General features: G+C 44.9%; 23 protein-coding genes. 3 read left to right on the top strand and 20 right to left on the bottom strand.

Translation table 11 applies throughout. The features are described from left to right. Positions 1-28 precede the first annotated feature (28 nt). From atpG to L1D22_RS18620, 20 genes are all read right to left on the bottom strand, one after another. Complete coding sequence (atpG, locus tag L1D22_RS18715) at positions 29-895, bottom strand: F0F1 ATP synthase subunit gamma (protein WP_239830827.1); 867 nt, start codon at positions 893-895, stop codon at positions 29-31. A 48-nt stretch (positions 896-943) separates the two neighbouring features. Further along, entirely contained in the window at positions 944-2,485 is a 1,542-nt protein-coding gene (gene atpA / locus L1D22_RS18710) for a F0F1 ATP synthase subunit alpha (protein WP_008221384.1), read from the bottom strand. A 13-nt stretch (positions 2,486-2,498) separates the two neighbouring features. After that, positions 2,499-3,032 carry a F0F1 ATP synthase subunit delta gene (atpH, locus tag L1D22_RS18705; protein WP_017632648.1) on the bottom strand — a complete coding sequence of 178 codons (534 nt, stop codon included), beginning with the start codon at positions 3,030-3,032 and terminating at the stop codon, positions 2,499-2,501. Positions 3,033-3,047: 15 nt separating this feature from the next. Further along, positions 3,048-3,518 (bottom strand): F0F1 ATP synthase subunit B, encoded by a 471-nt coding sequence (gene atpF / locus L1D22_RS18700; RefSeq protein WP_128644429.1) that lies wholly within the window; start codon positions 3,516-3,518, stop codon positions 3,048-3,050. A 58-nt stretch (positions 3,519-3,576) separates the two neighbouring features. Next, complete coding sequence (gene atpE, locus L1D22_RS18695) at positions 3,577-3,834, bottom strand: F0F1 ATP synthase subunit C (RefSeq protein ID WP_004411110.1); 258 nt, start codon at positions 3,832-3,834, stop codon at positions 3,577-3,579. A gap of 49 nt (positions 3,835-3,883) precedes the next feature. Further along, on the bottom strand, positions 3,884-4,681 hold the full coding sequence (atpB, locus tag L1D22_RS18690; RefSeq protein WP_239830826.1) for a F0F1 ATP synthase subunit A: 798 nt from the start codon (positions 4,679-4,681) through the stop codon (positions 3,884-3,886). An 8-nt stretch (positions 4,682-4,689) separates the two neighbouring features. Beyond that, entirely contained in the window at positions 4,690-5,079 is a 390-nt protein-coding gene (locus tag L1D22_RS18685) for a F0F1 ATP synthase subunit I (RefSeq protein WP_017632651.1), read from the bottom strand. Between the two features lie 192 nt (positions 5,080-5,271). Beyond that, positions 5,272-6,153 (bottom strand): ParB/RepB/Spo0J family partition protein, encoded by an 882-nt coding sequence (locus tag L1D22_RS18680; RefSeq protein ID WP_239830825.1) that lies wholly within the window; start codon positions 6,151-6,153, stop codon positions 5,272-5,274. 23 nt (positions 6,154-6,176) lie between these two features. Continuing rightward, the gene (locus L1D22_RS18675; RefSeq protein WP_026084427.1) at positions 6,177-6,950 is read right to left on the bottom strand and encodes a ParA family protein; all 774 of its coding nucleotides are present in this window, start codon (positions 6,948-6,950) and stop codon (positions 6,177-6,179) included. Positions 6,951-6,964: 14 nt separating this feature from the next. After that, positions 6,965-7,597, bottom strand: a complete 633-nt coding sequence (gene rsmG / locus L1D22_RS18670; RefSeq protein WP_239830824.1) for a 16S rRNA (guanine(527)-N(7))-methyltransferase RsmG — start codon at positions 7,595-7,597, stop codon at positions 6,965-6,967. After that, positions 7,597-9,492 (bottom strand): tRNA uridine-5-carboxymethylaminomethyl(34) synthesis enzyme MnmG, encoded by a 1,896-nt coding sequence (gene mnmG / locus L1D22_RS18665; protein WP_239830823.1) that lies wholly within the window; start codon positions 9,490-9,492, stop codon positions 7,597-7,599. The genes rsmG and mnmG overlap by 1 nt, the downstream gene beginning before the upstream one ends. Positions 9,493-9,974: 482 nt before the next feature. Beyond that, on the bottom strand, positions 9,975-10,409 hold the full coding sequence (gene mioC / locus L1D22_RS18660; protein WP_239830822.1) for an FMN-binding protein MioC: 435 nt from the start codon (positions 10,407-10,409) through the stop codon (positions 9,975-9,977). A 50-nt stretch (positions 10,410-10,459) separates the two neighbouring features. Next, on the bottom strand, positions 10,460-11,821 hold the full coding sequence (gene mnmE / locus L1D22_RS18655; protein ID WP_176680652.1) for a tRNA uridine-5-carboxymethylaminomethyl(34) synthesis GTPase MnmE: 1,362 nt from the start codon (positions 11,819-11,821) through the stop codon (positions 10,460-10,462). Positions 11,822-11,951: 130 nt separating this feature from the next. After that, entirely contained in the window at positions 11,952-13,571 is a 1,620-nt protein-coding gene (yidC, locus tag L1D22_RS18650) for a membrane protein insertase YidC (protein WP_239830821.1), read from the bottom strand. 2 nt (positions 13,572-13,573) lie between these two features. Beyond that, positions 13,574-13,831, bottom strand: coding sequence for a membrane protein insertion efficiency factor YidD (gene yidD / locus L1D22_RS18645; protein WP_004735802.1), 258 nt, complete (start codon positions 13,829-13,831; stop codon positions 13,574-13,576). Next, complete coding sequence (gene rnpA, locus L1D22_RS18640; RefSeq protein ID WP_017055478.1) at positions 13,798-14,121, bottom strand: ribonuclease P protein component; 324 nt, start codon at positions 14,119-14,121, stop codon at positions 13,798-13,800. The genes yidD and rnpA overlap by 34 nt, the downstream gene beginning before the upstream one ends. Positions 14,122-14,166: 45 nt before the next feature. Beyond that, positions 14,167-14,301, bottom strand: coding sequence for a 50S ribosomal protein L34 (gene rpmH / locus L1D22_RS18635; protein ID WP_004735800.1), 135 nt, complete (start codon positions 14,299-14,301; stop codon positions 14,167-14,169). 207 nt (positions 14,302-14,508) lie between these two features. Beyond that, positions 14,509-15,246 (bottom strand): amino acid ABC transporter ATP-binding protein, encoded by a 738-nt coding sequence (locus L1D22_RS18630; protein ID WP_239830820.1) that lies wholly within the window; start codon positions 15,244-15,246, stop codon positions 14,509-14,511. Continuing rightward, positions 15,243-15,914, bottom strand: a complete 672-nt coding sequence (locus L1D22_RS18625) for an amino acid ABC transporter permease (protein ID WP_239830819.1) — start codon at positions 15,912-15,914, stop codon at positions 15,243-15,245. Before L1D22_RS18625 ends, L1D22_RS18630 begins: the two co-directional genes overlap by 4 nt. 136 nt (positions 15,915-16,050) lie before the next feature. Next, a complete protein-coding gene (locus tag L1D22_RS18620) occupies positions 16,051-16,800 on the bottom strand; it encodes an amino acid ABC transporter substrate-binding protein (protein ID WP_009848135.1) in 750 nt (249 codons plus the stop codon). A 310-nt stretch (positions 16,801-17,110) separates the two neighbouring features. Here L1D22_RS18620 and dnaA point away from each other — a divergent pair, with 310 nt between their 5' ends. The 3 genes from dnaA to recF all read left to right on the top strand — a co-directional run bounded on the left by dnaA (position 17,111) and on the right by recF (position 20,875). Next, entirely contained in the window at positions 17,111-18,532 is a 1,422-nt protein-coding gene (dnaA, locus tag L1D22_RS18615; RefSeq protein ID WP_017632661.1) for a chromosomal replication initiator protein DnaA, read from the top strand. Positions 18,533-18,612: 80 nt separating this feature from the next. After that, complete coding sequence (dnaN, locus tag L1D22_RS18610) at positions 18,613-19,713, top strand: DNA polymerase III subunit beta (RefSeq protein ID WP_017632662.1); 1,101 nt, start codon at positions 18,613-18,615, stop codon at positions 19,711-19,713. Between the two features lie 82 nt (positions 19,714-19,795). Continuing rightward, entirely contained in the window at positions 19,796-20,875 is a 1,080-nt protein-coding gene (gene recF, locus L1D22_RS18605) for a DNA replication/repair protein RecF (RefSeq protein ID WP_017632663.1), read from the top strand. Positions 20,876-20,889 lie beyond the last annotated feature (14 nt).

The raw sequence follows: 20,889 nt of genomic DNA, 5'->3' as shown, positions 1-20,889 counted from the left end.
TTTACCTAAGCTTAAAACGAATAAGCGATTAAACCGCTGCTGCGCCTGAAACGATTTCAGAAAGTTCTTGTGTAATAGCCGCTTGACGCGCCTTGTTGTACACAAGCTCTAAATCATCGATTAGGTCGCTAGCGTTGTCGGTTGCAGCTTTCATTGCAATCATTCGAGCCGCTTGCTCACAAGCAAGGTTCTCTACCACACCTTGGTACACTTGAGATTCGACGTAACGAACCAATAGTGCATCTAGTAGTGGTTTTGGCTCAGGCTCATAAATGTAGTCCCAAGCATGATCGCGTTTCATGTCTTCGCTATCTGATTTAGGCAAAGGAAGTAATTGATCGATCGTTGGTTCTTGTACCATAGTGTTTTCAAACTTGTTGAACACTACGAACAGGCGATCCAATTCACCTTCATCATATTTCTTTAGCATTACGCTTACAGAGCCGATTAAGTCTTCAAGACTAGGGCTATCGCCTAGGCCAGAAACTTGAGCTGCTACTTTCGCGCCGCTGTTGTTGAAAAATGCTGTTGCTTTTGAACCGATAATTGCCAGTTCAACGTCAGCACCTTTCTCAGACCAATCTTTCATGTCGTTCATGGCTTTCTTGAACAAGTTAATGTTCAAACCACCACAAAGACCACGGTCTGTAGAAACGATGATGTAACCAACACGTTTGGCTTCACGTTCCTCAAGATAAGGATGCTTATACTCAAGGCTACCGTTAGCCAAATGACCGATCACTTTACGCATTGTTTCTGCATATGGACGAGTAGCTTCCATTGCGTCTTGAGAACGACGCATTTTTGAAGCTGCTACCATTTCCATTGCTTTCGTAATCTTCTGTGTGCTTTTAACACTACCGATTTTATTACGTATCTCTTTTGCGCCGGCCATCGTTACTCTCCGTTAATGGTATGAGGTGACCCGAAGGCCACCCACCAATTACCAGGTCTGGGTTGCTTTGAAATCGTCAACAAGCTTCTTCAGCTCAGCTTCGATATCATTGTTGTAAGCACCCGTTGTGTCGATCTGTGTAGCTAGATCGCCATATTGACCGCGAGCAAACGACAGTAAAGCAGCTTCAAAGTCTAGAAGCTTAGCAAGCTCTACGTCTTGAAGGTAACCACGCTCTGCAGCGAAGATTACAAGTGCTTGGTCAAATACAGACATAGGAGCGTATTGCTTCTGCTTCATTAGCTCTGTAACTTTTTGACCATGGTCTAGCTGCTTCTTAGTCGCTTCATCAAGGTCAGACGAGAACTGTGCGAATGCCGCAAGTTCACGGTACTGTGCTAGAGCTGTACGGATACCGCCAGATAGCTTCTTGATGATTTTAGTCTGCGCTGAACCACCTACACGAGATACTGAGATACCTGGGTCAACAGCTGGACGTACGCCCGCGTTGAATAGCTCAGTTTGTAGGAAGATCTGACCATCGGTAATCGAGATTACGTTCGTCGGTACGAATGCAGATACGTCACCAGCTTGCGTTTCGATGATAGGAAGAGCAGTTAAAGAACCAGTCTTGCCTTTCACTTCACCGTTAGTGAATGTTTCTACGTAGTGTTCGCTTACACGAGCAGCACGCTCTAGTAGACGAGAGTGAAGGTAGAAAACATCACCAGGGAACGCTTCACGACCAGGTGGACGCTTAAGTAGTAGCGAGATCTGACGGTAAGCTACAGCTTGCTTAGATAGATCATCATAAACAATCAGTGCATCTTCACCGCGATCACGGAAGTATTCACCCATCGCACAACCTGCGTATGGCGCTAGGTATTGTAGCGCTGCAGATTCAGAAGCTGATGCAACAACAACGATAGTGTTAGCTAGCGCGCCGTGCTCTTCTAGTTTGCGAACTACGTTAGCGATAGTCGATGCTTTCTGACCGATTGCTACGTAGATAGAGAAAATACCTGAATCTTTTTGGTTAATAATCGCATCGATCGCCATCGCTGTTTTACCAGTTTGACGGTCACCGATTACTAGTTCACGTTGACCACGACCGATTGGGATCATTGAGTCAACAGACTTGTAACCAGTTTGTACAGGTTGGTCTACCGATTTACGGTCGATTACACCTGGTGCAATTACTTCTACAGGCGAAGTCAGTTTCGCTTCGATAGGACCTTTGCCATCAATTGGCTCACCTAGTGTGTTTACAACACGACCAAGTAGTTCTGGACCTACTGGCACTTCAAGAATGCGGCCAGTACCTGTAACTTTCATGCCTTCCTGTAGGTCAGCATATGGGCCCATTACAACAGCACCAACCGAATCACGGTTCAAGTTAAGTGCTAGCGCGTAACGGCCACCCGGTAGTTCAATCATTTCACCTTGCATCACGTCCGCTAGGCCGTGAATGCTAAGGATGCCATCGCTTACCGAAACGATAGTACCTTCATTGCGAGCTTCACTAACAACGTCGAATGATTCAATACGTTGTTTAATTAGATCGCTAATTTCAGTGGAATTAAGTTGCATGCTCCAATCCCCATTAAGACTGCAATGCATCGCTCAGGCGGTCTAAACGACTGCGCGCTGAGTTATCGATGACTAGGTCTCCGGCTCGAATAATAACTCCACTAAGTAGAGTCTCATCTATACTGCAATTCAGCTGAACTTTGCGCGCTAAGCGCTGTTCCAATTTGCTGCTGATATCTGCGCGTTGTTCTTCAGAAAGTTCAACTGCTGAAGTCACTTCAACGTCGATCTCTTTCTCATACTCTTTTTTGAGTATAAAGAACTCTTTGCAAACATCAGGAAAAGCCATTAAGCGGCCGTTCTCTGCCATCACTTTAATTAAGTTTTGGCCGAATTCATCAAATTGTTCGCCACAAATTACAATGAATACTTCAGCTAATTTTTCAGCAGTCATAGAACCGCTTAATAAATTATGAACATCATCATTTTGTGCCACTTCGGCAGCAAAAGTAAGCATCTGACCCCATTGGTCTAGCTCACCTTTATCTACCGCAAAGTCAAACGCTGCTTTAGCATAGGGGCGTGCGATTGTAGTCAAATCAGACATATACAGCCCCTTGCTTTAAAGTTTTGCAGTAATGTTGTTAAGAAGATCATCGTGTACATCTTTATCGATAGTACGTTCAAGGATTTTCTCAGCACCAGCTATAGCCAGAGTTGCGACTTGTTTGCGCAGGTCATCACGGGCACGTGTGCGCTCAGCTTCAATTTCTGCTTCAGCTTGCGCTAAGATCTTCTGGCGTTCTGCCTGAGCCTCTTCGCGAGCTTCATCAATAATTTGAGCTTTGCGTTTGTTTGCCTGTTCAATAACCTCAGTTGCAGTGCGCTTTGCTTCTTTCATTTGCTCAGAAGCGTTGGCTTGTGCCAGGTTCAAGTCTTTAGCAGCGCGTTCAGCGGCTACTAGACCGTCAGCAATTTTCTTCTGACGCTCTTCAATTGCTTGCATGATTGGTGGCCATACATATTTCATGCAGAACCAAACAAAAAGTGAAAAAGCAATTGCTTGACCTAACAGAGTTGCGTTCATATTCACAACAGCTACCCCTCGTTAAGAATCAACTACAAAAATTTAATTAACTATTGAGAGTTAATTAGCCTGCTAGTTGACCAACAAATGGGTTAGCAAACGTGAATAGTAGTGCGATTACGATACCGATCATTGGAACAGCATCCAGTAGACCAGCGATGATGAACATCTTAACTTGTAGCATAGGAGCCATTTCAGGTTGACGCGCAGCGCCCTCTAGGAATTTACCACCAAGAATAGCAAAACCAATTGCAGTACCTACGGCACAAAGACCAACAATAATAGCAACAGCGATTGCTGAAAAACTCAGTACAGTTTCCATTTACGTTCTCCGATTAACATTAATAGTAAGAATAAAGCTTAAAAAAATTTTAGTGATCGCCATCTTCATGGGCCATTGATAAGTAAACAATTGTTAACATCATGAAAACAAATGCTTGAATCAAAATAACCAAGATATGGAAGATAGCCCAAGGTAGTGAACCTACCCATTGTAAGTACCACGGTAACATTGCCGCACAAAGAATGAATACAACCTCACCTGCAAACATATTACCGAATAAACGCATACCAAGTGACAAAGGCTTCGCTAATAGCGAGACCACTTCAATCAGTAGATTAAACGGAATCATGATCGGGTGATTAAATGGATGTAAAGCAAGTTCTTTGGCAAACCCACCTAGACCTTTAACTTTGATGCTGTAGTAGATCATCAGAGCAAAAACGCCTAAGGCCATTGACATGGTTATATTTACATCAGCTGAAGGAACCACTTTCAAGTAAGGGATACCTAGCCAATGCTCTGCAGGATATGGTAAGAAATCGATTGGCACTAAGTCCATCAAGTTCATTAAAATAATCCAGCAAAATATAGTCAGTGCTAATGGAGCAATCAGAGGGTTACGTCCATGGAAAGTATCTTTAACGTTGCTGTCAACGAATTCAACGACCATTTCAACAAAACACTGAAGCTTACCAGGTACACCTACTGTTGCTTTCTTAGCGACGGAGCGAAAAACCCAAAGGAATAACACCCCGGTCAACACCGAAAAAAACAGACTGTCTATATGTACGTTCCAGAAACTTGTTTCCTCTACAAGACCAAACTTAGCTAAAGAAAGGTTTTGTAAATGGTGGTCAATGTATCCGGATGCTGTTGGCGCAGCCATAACTCATCCTATTTTTTATTGTTAATGAAAAGCACTGGCGCAAAGATATTAATACCTAGAACCAGTAAATAGGTCAGTTTGAGGGGAACTAATTCCACCTGCATATACATGTAGACAATAGAGAATAGTAGAACTGTGATAAGGATTTTTAGCGCTTCGCCTGCATAGAACGACGCCGCAACTAACTTAGTTGCGCGAGCTCCACAAAATAGGAAAGCACACACACAAAAAACTACATTCGCGATGACAAAAATACCGCCACCGATTAATGCAGCAAAACCCCAATCAGGATTAACAGCTAAACCTAACCCTATCGCCACTAATATAACCGCGCTAAGCTCGATCAATAACATTTGCTTTGCAAGCACTCGTCCTGGTCTTGCTAACGCCGCTACCATGTATTCGTTCCTCTTTTAAGCCTTCTTTACTACTCGCTTAAAAGCGTGCTGAGAAATTGGCGAAAATTATACGTTCAGCCAAATTGATTGCAATAACAATGCAGCAATCATTTACATTTTTGTATACAAACCTACAACTTTTGTACGAAATTACTTATTTATTACATAATTGACCTAAATCAATTATCTCATTTAGTACTCTAGTTTAGCAATAAGTTGCTCTAATTTGTGAGGCTCATCAAGAGTAATTGTCACTTTTGACTTACCGCTAACAGAACGAGTAACTGAAACGTTTGCTTGCAATTTTTCCGTGAGTCTTCGTGAAAGTTCGATAGCTTCTGTATCTTCAGGCTTCGATTCAGGTTCAACGTCTGGTTTTAAGCACTTTTTGACAAGTTGCTCAGTTTGACGCACGGTCATTTTTTTGGTTGCCGCTGTATTCGCAGCTTCAACCTGGATATCACCCTCTAGCGCAAGCAGTGCTCGAGCATGCCCCATTTCCAGTTGTTTATTAGAAACTAAACCTTTTACTTCATTTTCGAGCTGATTTAGACGTAATAAGTTACTAACCGTTGCTCTTGATTTACCGATCACATCAGCGACTTGTTGATGCGTCAGTTCAAATTCGTTCTGTAGACGCTCTAGCGCTTGTGATTCTTCGATAACATTCAGGTCTTCACGCTGAATATTCTCGATCAATGCCATCGCAATCGCGGCTTTGTCTTCCACTCGCTTGATCAGACATGGCACTTGTTTTAGGCCAGCTTGACGAGCCGCTCTCCAACGACGTTCACCAGCGATAATCTCAAACTGGTCGTGCGCTAAAGGGCGTACTACGATTGGCTGAATAATGCCTTGAGACTGGATTGAAGCGGCTAGTTCTTCTAGTGCTTCAGGCGCAATATCCTTACGCGGTTGATAAACACCTGGCTTTAAGCAACCAACAGCCAGTTCTGTTAGCTCTCCATCAGCAGACAACGCCTGACTATGAGAAGCAACTTGCTGTTTTTCACGAGCCAACGAGCTAGTTGCAAGCAATGCATCTAGCCCCTTTCCTAAACCACGCTTAGACATTGAGCGAATTCCTTTGGTTAGACCTATACTGGGACTTCTTCACGACGCAACATTTCGCCTGCCAGAGCAAGATATGCTTTAGCACCAGCGGAATATTTGTCGTAGTACATTGCTGGCTTGCCATGACTTGGCGCTTCTGCCAGACGCACATTTCTAGGGATCACAGTTCGGTAGACTTTGCTACCGAAGTGTTTTTTGAGTTGATCAGATACTTCGTTCGATAAGCGGTTTCGAGGATCATACATAGTACGCAGAAGACCTTCGATCTTCAGGTTCTCGTTAACAACCGCAGCGAGCTTACTGATGGTATCCATCAACGCAGTCAAACCTTCCAGAGCAAAGTATTCACATTGCATTGGAACTAACACGGAGTCGGCCGCAGCCATCGCGTTAATTGTAAGAAGATTTAGAGAAGGTGGGCAATCAATAAAGATGAAATCATAATTATCGCGAATGGATGCCAGTGCATTCTTAAGGCGAACTTCGCGAGCAAAGACCTCCATCAGCTTGATTTCTGCCGCAGTAACATCACCGTTAGCGGCGATGAGGTCGTAGTTGCCAGATGTACTTCGGCAAACTACCTCATCAAATGGGGTATCTTCAACCAACAAATCGTAAGCAGTTGCTTCAACTTGATATTTGTCGACACCGCTCGCCATAGTGGCATTACCTTGAGGATCGAGGTCAACAACCAATATCTTGCGTTTTGTTGCCGCCATTGATGCTGCTAAATTAATGCAAGTTGTTGTTTTTCCTACGCCGCCCTTCTGGTTGGCAATTGCTACAATTCTACCCACTATGGCCTCGCTGATTATCCCTGACGCGATAAAGTTACTAGATGACGCTCTCCATCAAGCTCTGGTACTTGCAAAGCTTTAATGTCTGTCACTGAACACCATTCAGGTAACAGGTCGATTTCGTCTCTAGGATGTTGTCCCTTAAGAGCCAAAAATACACCGGATTGCTCTTTAGGTAAATGGTGACACCACTCTACCATGTCTGTCATTGATGCAAATGCACGACTGAGCACTGCATCAAACTTTTCTTCAGGTTGAAACTCTTCAACACGACTTTGAACCGGCACAACGTTGTCAATACCCAGTTCATGAATCACCTGTTTGATAAAACGAATACGCTTACCCAAGCTATCTAGCAAGTAAAACTCGCAGTCAGGATTCATGATTGAGAGCGGAATCCCAGGAAGACCAGGGCCCGTGCCAACGTCAATAAAGCGCTTACCTTGTAAGTGAATGCTAACAATGATGCTATCTAAGATATGTTTCACCATCATTTCTAGCGGATCACGAACTGACGTTAGGTTATACGCCTTGTTCCACTTATTCAGTAACTCAACGTAGCCAACCAATTGGCCACGTTGTTTTTCAGATACTTCTAATTCAGTCTGGCCAATCAGGTGATCCAGTTTCTCGCGTAATGCGCTCATTATGCTTCCTCACCTTTTTTTAATAGGCCGTGCTTTTTCAGGTAAACCAACAAAATTGAGATTGCTGCAGGTGTGATACCTGAAATACGAGAAGCAATACCAATAGAGTCTGGTTTAGTGGTTGTCAGTTTTAGAACCACTTCGTTAGAAAGCCCTTTCACCTTGCTGTAATCGATATCAGCAGGCAGTTTGGTGTTTTCATGACGCAGTGATTTTTCGATTTCGTCTTGTTGGCGCTGAATGTAGCCTTCGTACTTCACTTGGATCTCAACTTGCTCAGACGCTTGTTGATCTTCCAATGCAGGGCTAAAACGATCCAATGCTGTGAGCTGTGAATAAGTCATTTCCGGACGACGAAGAAGATCTTCACCACTAGCTTCGCGAGACATTGGTGTTTTTAGGATCTGGTTTAATGCACCGATGTCTTCAGACTTTGGATTAATCCAAGTTTCTTTCAGACGTTGACGTTCCTTCTCCATGTTGTCCATTTTTTCGTTGAAACGAGCCCAGCGTGCATCGTCAACAAGGCCAAGTTCACGAGACTTCTCAGTCAATCGGATATCGGCGTTATCTTCGCGAAGCAACAAACGGTATTCCGCACGAGACGTAAACATACGGTAAGGTTCTTTAGTGCCCATCGTTGATAGGTCATCAATAAGAACGCCCATATAAGCTTGGTCACGACGTGGGCTCCAGCCTTCTTTGCCTTGCGTAAACAGACTCGCATTCAGGCCGGCCATTAAGCCTTGTGCTGCAGCTTCTTCGTAACCTGTTGTACCATTGATTTGGCCAGCAAAGAACAGACCCTTGATAAACTTGGTTTCGTAAGTCAGCTTTAGGTCACGAGGATCAAAGAAATCATACTCAATTGCGTAGCCAGGACGCACGATGTGAGCATTTTCGAACCCCTTCATTGAGCGAACAATTTGAACCTGTACATCAAACGGCAGACTGGTTGAGATACCGTTCGGGTATAGCTCATGTGTCGTTAGACCTTCAGGCTCAATAAAGATTTGGTGACTGTTCTTATCAGCAAAACGCATCACTTTATCTTCAATCGAAGGACAGTAACGAGGGCCAATGCCTTCAATCACACCCGCGTACATTGGGCTGCGATCTAGGTTGGCACGAATAACGTCGTGCGTATTTTCGTTGGTATGCGTGATGTAACACGGGATTTGACGAGGCTGTTGCGCTCGGCTACCCATGAACGAGAAAACAGGGGTTGGGTTATCACCGTGCTGAACTTCAAGCTCAGAAAAATCAACGCTACGAGCATCGATACGTGGCGGTGTACCTGTTTTCAGGCGATCAACTCGGAATGGAAGATCACGAAGACGGTCAGCCAGTGCGATCGATGGTGGATCACCCGCACGACCACCAGAAGAACTCTCCATACCAATATGGATCTTTCCGCCTAGGAATGTGCCTACAGTCAATACCACAGCATCTGCGCGGAACTTAAGGCCCATCTGTGTCACCACACCCACCACTTGATCCTGTTCAACGATCAAATCATCAACCGACTGTTGGAACAAAGTCAGGTTTGGTGTGTTTTCAAGAACGTTACGAACAAACGCTTTGTAAAGCGCGCGGTCAGCTTGTGCACGAGTAGCACGAACCGCAGGGCCTTTTGATGCGTTCAATGTTCTGAACTGAATACCTGCATGATCAATAGCTTGCGCCATTAATCCACCCATTGCATCGACCTCTTTTACCAAGTGGCCCTTACCGATCCCGCCAATGGCTGGGTTACAAGACATTTGTCCTAATGTATCGATATTATGAGTAAGTAATAACGTACTTTGACCAGTACGTGCAGATGCGAGTGCGGCTTCCGTTCCTGCATGGCCACCACCAACAACGATGACGTCAAATTTTTCGTGATAAAGCATGAACCGACCTCAGGTATTCAAACGTTTTCTAGACTGATAAAAAGGAGCGATATTCTACCTGTTTTCATAGCCTGAGAAAACGTTTTTGGAATTTTTCGAGAAAGCTGTTTTTAATTAATATAGATAAGATCTTTAAGGAGATCTTTTATTAGATCTATTATTAGGATCGATGTGGTCTGTGGATAAATCGAAAATGATCAACGAGATCATGGATCTTTTTTGGATCAAATGATGTGATCTAACTTTGATCAGGATGAGGATTAGCTGGGATCAAAATGGCTACTTATTCACAGGGGTAAATTGGCTTAAAACTTGTTATTTGGATAACTATAGGTTAATCACCGTATATGTATGATCTTATCCACAGAGAAAATCGAAAATAAATCGCTTATTTTCGATATTTTTGAAAAAAAGTTATTCACAATCACGATATTCGGAGTCAAAAAAAGCGGCATAAGCCGCTTCTGGGAAGAAAGGAGAGGTTAAAATTGGTCGCTATGATCGTTAAACCAGGCTTCTACAGCATCTTCAGGTACCGGAGTTTCCAATACATCGATGGTAAAACAAGCTGAAATCGGTTTTGCACCGAGGTTTTCCAGTTGGCTGTGGACGGATTTCCCGGCCAAACAGAAGGTATCGTAGCTTGAATCGCCAAGCGCCACGACAGCAAAGCGAACTTGGTTTAAGTCTGGAGAGTGTTGGGTTAATGCGTCAATAAAAGGCTTAATATTGTCTGGAAACTCACCCGCACCATGAGTTGAAGTCACCAATAACCAAAAGCCTTGTTGTGGAATATCATCGTACTCAGGCTGATTATGTAGGGTGATCTCATGACCTTGTTCTTCAAGAAGATCATTAAGGTGATCGCCAACGTATTCGGCGCCGCCTAAGGTGCTGCCTGTAATAATGTGGATCATTAAACTGTCCTTACTAAAGAAAAAGGCCAGCTAATGCTGGCCTTTAAAGGTTATTTACCGATACAGAAAGAAGAGAAGATGCGACCTAAAAGATCGTCAGAGCTGAACTCACCCGTGATCTCATTGAGGTGCTGTTGAGTAATACGAAGCTCTTCCGCTAAGATCTCACCAGCCATGTAGCCTTCAAGTTGTTGTTGGCCAATATCCAGGTGCTCAGAGGCGCGTTCTAGGGCGTCTAAGTGGCGACGACGTGCCATAAACCCACCTTCATGACCACCAGCAAAGCCCATGCAATCCTTAAGATGGCTGCGCAGTGCATCAACACCTTGGCCTGTTTTTGCCGATAGGCGGATTAGGGTTGGGTCGTTCACATGGCAAATGCCCAGCTCTTCACTGGTTTGATCCGCTTTATTACGAATCACCGTCATACCTATGTTATTTGGTAAACGATCAACGAAATCTGGCCAGATATCTTTCGGGTCGGTGGCGTCTGTGGTGGTGCCATCCACCATAAATAAAACTCGGTCTGCCTGAGCAATTTCTTCCCAAGCGCGTTCAATACCGATTTTTTCGACTTCGTCAGATGCATCACGTAGGCCTGCGGTATCGATAATGTGCAGTGGCATACCGTCAATATGGATGTGCTCACGCAGAACATCACGTGTAGTACCGGCAATATCGGTCACAATCGCTGACTCTTTGCCAGACAGTGCATTCAATAGGCTCGATTTACCCGCATTTGGACGACCAGCAATTACCACCTTCATACCTTCGCGCATGATGGCACCTTGGTTGGCTTCTTGGCGCACGGCTTCCAGGTTGTCGATGATAGCCTGTAAGTCAGCACTTACTTTACCGTCAGCTAGGAAATCAATTTCTTCTTCTGGGAAGTCGATAGCCGCTTCAACATAGATTCGTAGGTGAATCAGTGAATCGACCAACGTGTTAATGCGCTTAGAGAACTCACCCTGCAGTGACTGAAGCGCTGATTTTGCCGCTTCTTCTGAACTTGCATCAATCAAGTCAGCAATCGCTTCAGCTTGGGTTAAATCCATTTTGTCGTTCAAGAAGGCACGCTCTGAGAACTCGCCTGGACGCGCAGCACGTACACCGGAGATGGTTAGGATGCGCTTGATGAGCATGTCCATAACCACTGGGCCGCCGTGGCCTTGCAGCTCTAACACGTCTTCGCCAGTGAACGAATGTGGGTTAGGGAAGTAAAGCGCGATACCTTGGTCGAGCTCGATGCCATCGGCCGATTTAAAAGGCAGGTACTCAGCGTAGCGAGGCTTAAGTGTCTTTCCTGTTACTTCTAGGGCAACCTGAGTCGCCAATGGGCCGGAAACGCGGATAATACCGACGCCACCACGGCCGGGCGCGGTCGCTTGAGCAACAATCGTATCTGTAGTCATAGGTGTGCCTGCTAGCATGTGAAAGCCAAAAAGGGGCGTTCACGATTAATCAATTAGCTGAATTGTAATCAGCTAAAAACAAAAAGGCGACCTTTTGGTCGCCTTTCTTTATCTCTTTCTATTATCGAACTTACTTAGAATGTAAGCCTTTCTTTTCCAGCGCGCGGTAGATAAGCGTTTGCTGAATCAGAGTTACGATGTTCGATACTAGCCAGTATAGAACCAGACCTGAAGGGAAGAACAGGAAGAAGAATGTGAACATAACCGGCATAAAGGTCATGATCTTCTGCTGCATTGGATCCGTTACAGTTGTCGGGCTCATCTTCTGGATTAGGAACATTGAAGCACCCATCAGAAGTGGCAAGATGTAGTATGGGTCTTGTGCTGAAAGGTCAGTAATCCAACCGAAGAACGGTGAGTGACGCAGTTCAACAGACTCCATTAGTGCCCAGTATAGCGAAATGAAGATAGGCATTTGCAGAAGGATAGGTAAACAACCACCTAGTGGGTTTACTTTCTCTTTCTTGTAAAGCTCCATCATTTCTTGGCTCATGCGTTGACGGTCGTCGCCAATACGCTCACGCATTGCAGTCAGCTTAGGCTGAAGCATACGCATTTTCGCCATAGACGTGTACTGAGCTTTCGTTAGTGGGTACATAGCACCACGAACGATGAATGTTAGACAGATGATTGCTAGACCCCAGTTCACAACGATGCCTTGAATGAACGAAAGCAGAGTATGAAGTGGTTTAGCAATGAACCATAACCAACCGTAGTCAACTACTAGGTCTAGGTTAGGTGCAACTTCAGCCATCTGGTCTTGAAGTTTAGGACCAACCCAAAGCGTTGCTTTGAAGCTCGCTTCGTCACCGTTAGCGATGGTTTTGTTCGGCATACGAACACCGATGTCGCCAAGGTTACCGATTACACGAGTGTAAAGGTTGCTGCCCGCTTCGTCGCGTGGGATCCAAGCACTTGCAAAGTAGTGCTGAATCATCGCTGCCCAACCTTGACCATTTGCTAGGTTAAGAGACAGGTTGCGATCTTGCATGTCGTCGAAGCTGTATTTTTTGTAACGCGTATCTTCCGTAGAGTAAGCACCACCACGGTAAGTTGGCATTGTTAGGCTACCGCCGTCATCCATAACGTTTTGACGTAGGTGAGCGTACATGCCGAATGTCGCATTGTTACCAGAGTTGTTGATTACATCGTATTCAACGTCAATCGCGTAGCTGCCGCGTTTAAGTACGAATGTTTTTGTGTAATCAAGGCCGTTCGCTTGGTAAGTCATTGGGATGCGTAGTTCATCTTGACCTTCAGCTAGCTTGAAGCTGTCTGCTGAAACCGTGTAGCTAGGGCGGTTAGTGCTGCTTAAATCGATACCTTGAGGACCAACTAGACCGCTTTGAGCGATAAATTGGTGACCTGGTTCATTTTTAAGAAGAACAAACGTATCTTCAGAATCGAACTCAGCAGAGTAATCATTTAGGTTTGCTTTAACGACATCACCACCAACCGTATCAATTGACAGAGTCAGTACATCAGTGGTTACTGTGATAGTTTTTGCAGAAGCAACTTGACCAGGAGCCGGGTCTAGATCATCTGCATAAGATGGCGCTGGTAGGGTGCTGCCAGATTGTGCCTGCTCAACCGCTTGTGGTGCTGGGTTCTTAGCTACGTTCCATTGTTGGAAAAGTAGGAAAGAAACCAATGCCAATGCGATTAACAGGATATTACGTTGAGAATCCATCGTTATTTATCTCTGTCTTGTTTTTGGACTGGTGGAACGGGGTCAAAGCCCCCTTCGTTCAAAGGATGGCATTTTAATAGACGTTTGCCTGATAACCAACACCCTTTTACAAAACCGTGAGCTTTCAACGCTTCTATCGCATATAAAGAGCAGGTTGGAGTAAATCGGCAGCGTGGGCCGATGAGTGGACTAATAAACCATCTATAAAAATAGATGGGTATTAGCGCTATCCACGCGAAGGGCGAGACAGGCGAAGCCATAATTTGTCGAGTAGCTTGAACATTTCTTCATTGCTTAAATCTTGCGCGCTCTTCTTAGCGATTACAACAAAATCTTTGTTAGGAAGTTTGTGTTGAGTGTTACGAAAGCTTTCACGAGTAAGACGCTTGAATCGGTTACGACCAACTGCGGTTTTAATCTGCTTTTTCGGAACGGCTAATCCAAGGCGAGGATTTGAAAGAGAGTTATTTCGAGCAATGATGGTGAAATGAGGAGAGCCAGCTCGATGAGCTTGCTTGAAGACATTTTGATAATGTTCGGGAGTTAACAAGCGTAACTCCCGACCGAAGGCTAGCTTATTCAAAATAATCAAAGATTACTTAGAAAGACGCTTACGGCCTTTTGCACGACGTGCATTGATTGTTGCGCGACCGTTCTTAGTAGCCATGCGAGCACGGAAACCGTGAGTACGCTTACGCTTTAGAACTGTAGGTTGAAAAGTGCGTTTCATTTGTAATTACCTTACTGATCAGTAGTTTTAGGTTTTTGTTAAACCCGGCGTGGGCATTTTTTCTCTTCTTTATATAAGAAAGGAAAACCGACGCCTCTCAACAAAGAGGCGGAATTGTAATCACTGTCACAAAAAGTGTCAATGATTGGGTTAACTAAAATTCCGGTCGGGGGATTATACGTAGATTAACTAAAATCACAAGGATCCTTAGTCGATCCCAACCTTATTTAAGAATTTTTTTAATTTAGGATCCTGTGGATTACCAAAAATATCCTGTGGAGATCCCTGCTCGACAATATGACCGTCAGCCATGAAGATCACTCGGTCTGCGACCTCTCTAGCGAATTGCATTTCATGGGTAACCACCAGCATGGTTTGATGCTGATTTGCTAACTTTTTCATTAAGTTAAGCACTTCGCCAACCCATTCAGGATCAAGCGCTGAGGTCGGCTCATCAAACAACAAAAGCTCAGGTTGGAGTGCCATTGCTCGGCCAATACCAACACGTTGTTGTTGGCCACCAGAGAGCGCCGCTGGGTAGCTATCGGCTTTGTCACCTAAACCAATATCATCGAGTATTTGTTGTGCTTTTTCATGGGCTTGCTGCTTTTTCCAACCACGAACGGTAATCAAACCTTCTGCAATATTCTGTCTCGCGGTTTGATGAGCGAATAGGGCATAGTTCTGGAACACAAAACCAGTCTTACGACGCAGTGCAAGCACCTCTGCTTTGGTGTGTTTCTGAACATCGACATTAATATCATCAATCGAAATGGTGCCTTGATCGGCTTGCTCTAGAAAGTTCACACAACGCAGTAAGGTAGATTTACCCGTTCCACTTGAACCTATGATGACAATTATCTCACCTTGCTTGATTTCTAGGTCGATCCCTTTCAAAACTTCGGTGTCACCAAACTGCTTGTGAATATTTTGTAATTTGATCATCGTACATACGCCTTATTCAGTTTCACTTCGGCCCAAATTTGAATACGAGTGAGGATAACCACCACGCCCCAGTAAATCAGCGCGACTGCTAAGAAAGCCTCGAAGAAGCGGAAACTTGAAGAGGCTTCCATCTGAGCTTTAGCCATGATTTCTGCTACACCTAGGGTGAATGCAAGCGAAGTCGACTTAATCATGTCGATAAAGTAGTTCATCAATGATGGCAGTGCCACGCGAGTGGCTTGTGGCAAGATCACTCGGAGCATCGCTTGGCTGGTTGTCATACCTACCGAAAGGCTGGCTTCCATCTGGCTGCGATCAATACCAATAATCGCCGCACGAATACTTTCAGCCATGTACGCGGCAAAGTGCAAGGTTAAACCAATCACAGCAGCGCTGAAGGCGTCTAAGCCCACCATCCACGGGAATACTTGTGGTAAGCCATAATAAAGGAGGAATAGCTGTACCAGCAGTGGCGTGCCTCGGAAGAAGCTGATATACAATTGGCTTAGCTGGTCGAGTACTGGGATTTTGAATACACGAATGTTCGCCAGTATCAGAGACAAGATCAGAGCAAAGAACAAGCCCCAGATCGCCATCTCCATGGTGGTGCCCAGATACTTCAGCAGTATCGGCAACAGCTCTAGCATGTAATTAAAGTCAAATCCCATAATCTATCTCGTATTTTTATTGGAAGTGTTGTTATCTTTTGAAGTACGGTTATATCAGGCTTTTTAATCGGTTACACAAAAGCAAAAAGCCCACCGCTGTGTAAAGCAGTGGGCCTTCAATGGAGAAAGTGAGTAATTACTTCTGAGTAATGTCCGCACCAAACCATTTCTGAGAGATACTTTCTAGCGTACCATCTGCGCGCATTGCTGCTAATGCTTCATTTACTTCTGCTTGCAGTTTTTTACCGTTGTCGTTGTCAACGAAAGGCCAAGCGTTTTCAATTGTTTCGAATGGCTGACCTGCTAGTTGTAATGGTAGACCAGTCTTCTTGATAAGCTCTAATGCTGATAGGCGATCCATTACGAATGCATCTGCACGGCCCAGTGCGACATCATGTTCAATACCTGTATCGTAGGTCTTCACATTGATCTTGCCGTCTTTGTCGTAGCTGCGAAGCAGTTGTTCAAAGTTTGAACCCAGGTTTACCGCAACTGTCTTGCCATCTAGGTCTTCGATGCCTTTGATGCTGTCATTACCTTTACGAACGGTAATCTGTGCGCCGTCTACTACGTATGGGTCTGCGAATAGGTATTTCGCTTTACGTGCATCCGTCATTGTAATTTGGTTTGAAATGGTATCGATTCGACCCGTTTCAAGAAGACCGAACAGACCAGAGAAGTTTGCCGTTACGTATTCAACCTTGTAGTCGTTACGCTTACCGATCTCATCCCATAAATCCACTTCAAAACCTTGTAGCTGGTCTTGTTTAACGAAAGTAAACGGGAAGTAGCGACCAGACATGCCGACTTTAACTTCAGTCGCGGCTTGAACAGTAGCAGCAGAGAGTGCGATAGCCGCAATTGCAGCCTTAATCCAGTTATTCATTTGGTAACTCCTTATATTTATGGGATTGGATGTTACTGGGAAAATGCACAATAGAATAAATAACCAGATGTTATTAACCATAACCAGATCGCATTCCTGATTTGGGGATAACTAGCAAGGATCCGGGCATAAGTGGATCGTTATGTGAGTAAATTAGGGGCAAGATGTGTGGATCCACCGATTAATTACAAATTTATTGTGAATAACTTGGATCTTATTCACTGGATCTGTGATCAATTGCTGGTGATCTGACTTATCAACAGGTAAAATTAGCAGTCATTTCATATTACTTAAATAGAGTGGGGGCACCGTGTCATCTTCGCTTTGGTTGCAGTGTTTGCAACAGCTTCAAGAAGAGTTACCAGCTACAGAATTCAGTATGTGGGTTCGTCCGTTACAAGCGGAGCTCAATGACAATACTCTAACTCTATTTGCTCCGAACCGATTCGTACTCGATTGGGTTCGTGATAAGTACTTAAATAGCATCAACCGCTTGCTGCAAGAATATTGCGGCAACGATATCCCGCACCTGCATTTTGAAGTGGGAAGCAAGCGCGTGGTTGCACCAAAGCCAGCGACACCTGCACCGACTCGTACACGTACGGCAGCCGATGTGGCCGCTGAGTCATCTGCTCCGGCACAATTACAAGCTCGTAAGCCTGTTCATAATACATGGCGTGATGAAGAGCCTGTAGCCGTGGACATTAACCACCGTTCAAACGTGAACCCTAAGCATAAGTTCAATAACTTTGTTGAGGGTAAGTCGAACCAACTGGGTTTGGCTGCGGCACGTCAGGTGGCGGATAACCCAGGTGCGGCTTATAACCCTCTATTTCTATACGGTGGCACCGGTCTAGGTAAAACTCACTTGTTGCACGCCGTAGGTAACGCCATTGTTGATGGCAAGCCAAATGCGAAAGTGGTGTACATGCACTCTGAGCGTTTTGTTCAGGATATGGTAAAGGCACTGCAAAACAACGCGATCGAAGAGTTCAAACGTTACTACCGTAGTGTTGATGCATTGCTTATCGATGACATCCAATTCTTTGCTAATAAAGAGCGTTCTCAAGAAGAGTTCTTCCATACCTTTAATGCACTGCTTGAAGGCAACCAACAGATCATTCTAACTTCTGACCGTTATCCAAAAGAGATCAACGGCGTAGAAGATCGTCTTAAATCTCGCTTCGGTTGGGGTTTGACGGTTGCGATTGAGCCGCCAGAGCTTGAGACGCGTGTTGCGATCTTAATGAAGAAAGCAGAAGACCACCAAATTCACCTTGCGGATGAAGTGGCGTTCTTTATTGCTAAGCGACTACGATCTAATGTTCGTGAGCTTGAAGGCGCATTGAACCGTGTGATTGCGAATGCAAACTTCACCGGTCGCCCAATCACGATCGATTTCGTACGTGAAGCACTGCGTGACCTTCTTGCACTACAAGAGAAGCTGGTCACCATTGATAATATTCAAAAGACAGTGGCCGAGTACTACAAAATCAAAGTAGCCGATCTCCTGTCTAAACGTCGTTCTCGTTCTGTTGCTCGTCCACGTCAATTGGCGATGGCACTGGCGAAAGAGCTGACTAACCACAGCTTGCCTGAGATTGGTGATGCATTCGGTGGTCGTGACCATACGACCGTACTGCACGCTTGTCGTAAGATTGCGCAGCTGCGTGAAGAGAGCCACGACATTAAAGAAGATTATTCGAACTTGATTCGTACCCTTTCTTCTTAATACACAGTATTCTTAACCTTAATAAGCAGAATCTTGGCCATGCATTATGATGCGTGCCATTTAGACCGTAAGAGCAAGATATGAAATTTACCATTGAACGTAGTCATCTGATTAAGCCATTACAACAAGTGTCTGGCGCGCTAGGTGGCAGGCCAACGCTTCCAATTCTAGGAAACCTACTGATTAAAGTAGAAGATAACGTGTTGTCGATGACAGCAACGGATCTAGAAGTTGAACTGATCAGCCGTGTAACGCTTGAAGGTGATTTCGAAGCGGGCAGCATCACGGTGCCTTCTCGTAAATTCCTAGATATCTGTCGTGGTTTACCTGATAGCTCAGTGATCACTGTGGTATTGGATGGCGACCGTGTTCAAGTTCGCTCTGGTCGTAGCCGTTTCTCATTGGCAACCTTGCCTGCGGCCGATTTTCCAAATATTGAAGACTGGAGCAGTGAAGTTGAAGTGTCAGTGACACAAGCTGAACTACGCGGTCTTATCGAGAAAACTCAATTCTCAATGGCGAACCAAGACGTTCGTTACTACCTCAACGGTATGTTATTTGAGATTGAAGGCTCTATCCTGCGCAGCGTGGCGACCGATGGTCACCGTATGGCAGTATCTCAAGCACAGCTAGGTGCGGATTTTGCTCAGAAGCAGATCATCGTTCCTCGTAAGGGTGTTCAAGAGCTAGTGAAGCTATTGGATGCACCTGAACAGCCAGTAACGCTGCAAATTGGTAACTCAAACGTGCGTGCTGAAGTGAACAACTATGTCTTCACTTCTAAGCTAGTTGACGGTCGTTTCCCTGATTATCGTCGCGTAATGCCGCAAAATACCACCAAAACGCTAGAGGCGGGTTGTGACGAATTACGTTCTGCGTTCTCTCGAGCTGCGATTCTTTCGAATGAAAAATTCCGTGGTGTTCGCGTTAACCTTGCTGATAGCGAGATGCGCATTACCGCGAACAACCCAGAGCAAGAAGAAGCGGAAGAGATGCTAGACGTTACTTTCGACGGTGATGCACTAGAGATTGGCTTCAACGTAAGCTACGTATTGGATGTTCTGAACACTCTGCGTTGCGAACAAGTTCGTATCTCAATGTCAGACGCAAATGCGAGTGCTTTGATTGAAAACGCACAAGATGACAGCGCAATGTACGTTGTTATGCCAATTCGCTTATAAGCGTTGTGTGTGAATCAACCATGTTTACTGATCAACAACGTTTACCTACCGAGTCGTGATTGAAGATTAATATGAAGACGTTATGCCTTTATCGCGCTTAATCGTTAAGCAGTTTAGAAATATTGAAGCCTGTGACATTCAACCGTCATCAGGCTTTAACTTTCTTATAGGGGCTAACGGAAGCGGCAAAACCAGTGTCCTTGAAGCGGTGTATCTGCTTGGACACGGCCGCTCATTCAAGAGTTCGCTAACCGGTCGTATCATACAAAACGAATGTAGTGAGCTGTTTGTACATGGCCGTTTTATGACCTCGGATCAATTTGAGCTGCCAATTGGCATTAATAAGCAGCGCGATGGCACGACAGAGGTTAAAATAAGCGGTCAAACTGGGCAAAAGTTGGCTCAGTTAGCTCAAGTCTTACCTTTGCAGTTGATTCACCCGGAAGGGTTTGATTTACTGACAGATGGACCTAAGCATCGCCGAGCATTCATTGATTGGGGAGTCTTCCACAGTGAGTCGGGTTTTTATGATGCTTGGGGTAGGGTAAAGCGCCTCAATAAACAGCGAAACGCATTATTGAAAACGGCAACCCACTATCGAGAGCTGAGCTATTGGGATCAAGAACTGGCCCGTTTAGCAGAAAGCATCAGTCAGTGGCGTGCCACCTACGTTGATCAGCTTAAAGAAGTCGCCGAAGAAATCTGCGCGACCTTCCTACCTGAGTTTGAGATAAAGATTAACTACTATCGCGGCTGGGATAAAGACACCCCATACGCCGAGATATTAGAGAAGAATTTTGAAAGGGATCAGCAGCTTGGTTACACCTTTAGTGGGCCAAACAAAGCGGATCTAAAGATAAAAGTGAACGGCACTCCTGTGGAAGATGTCTTGTCACGAGGTCAATTGAAGTTGATGGTATGTGCATTGCGAGTAGCACAAGGGCAACACCTCACTCAAATGACAGGAAAGCAGTGTATCTATTTAATAGATGACTTCGCTTCCGAATTAGATAGCCAACGCCGCGCACGTCTTGCTGAGTGTTTAAAGGCGACCGAGGCTCAAGTTTTTGTAAGCTCTATTACCGCTGATCAGATTGCAGATATGCATGATGAAAATAGCAGGATGTTTCATGTGGAACATGGCAAAATAGAGCAAGGATAATTAGTCAGAGAGTA

This window comes from Vibrio sp. Isolate34, from assembly GCF_022397915.1.
Taxonomy (GTDB): Bacteria; Pseudomonadota; Gammaproteobacteria; order Enterobacterales; family Vibrionaceae; genus Vibrio.
This window is presented reverse-complemented; position numbering and strand designations above follow the sequence as displayed.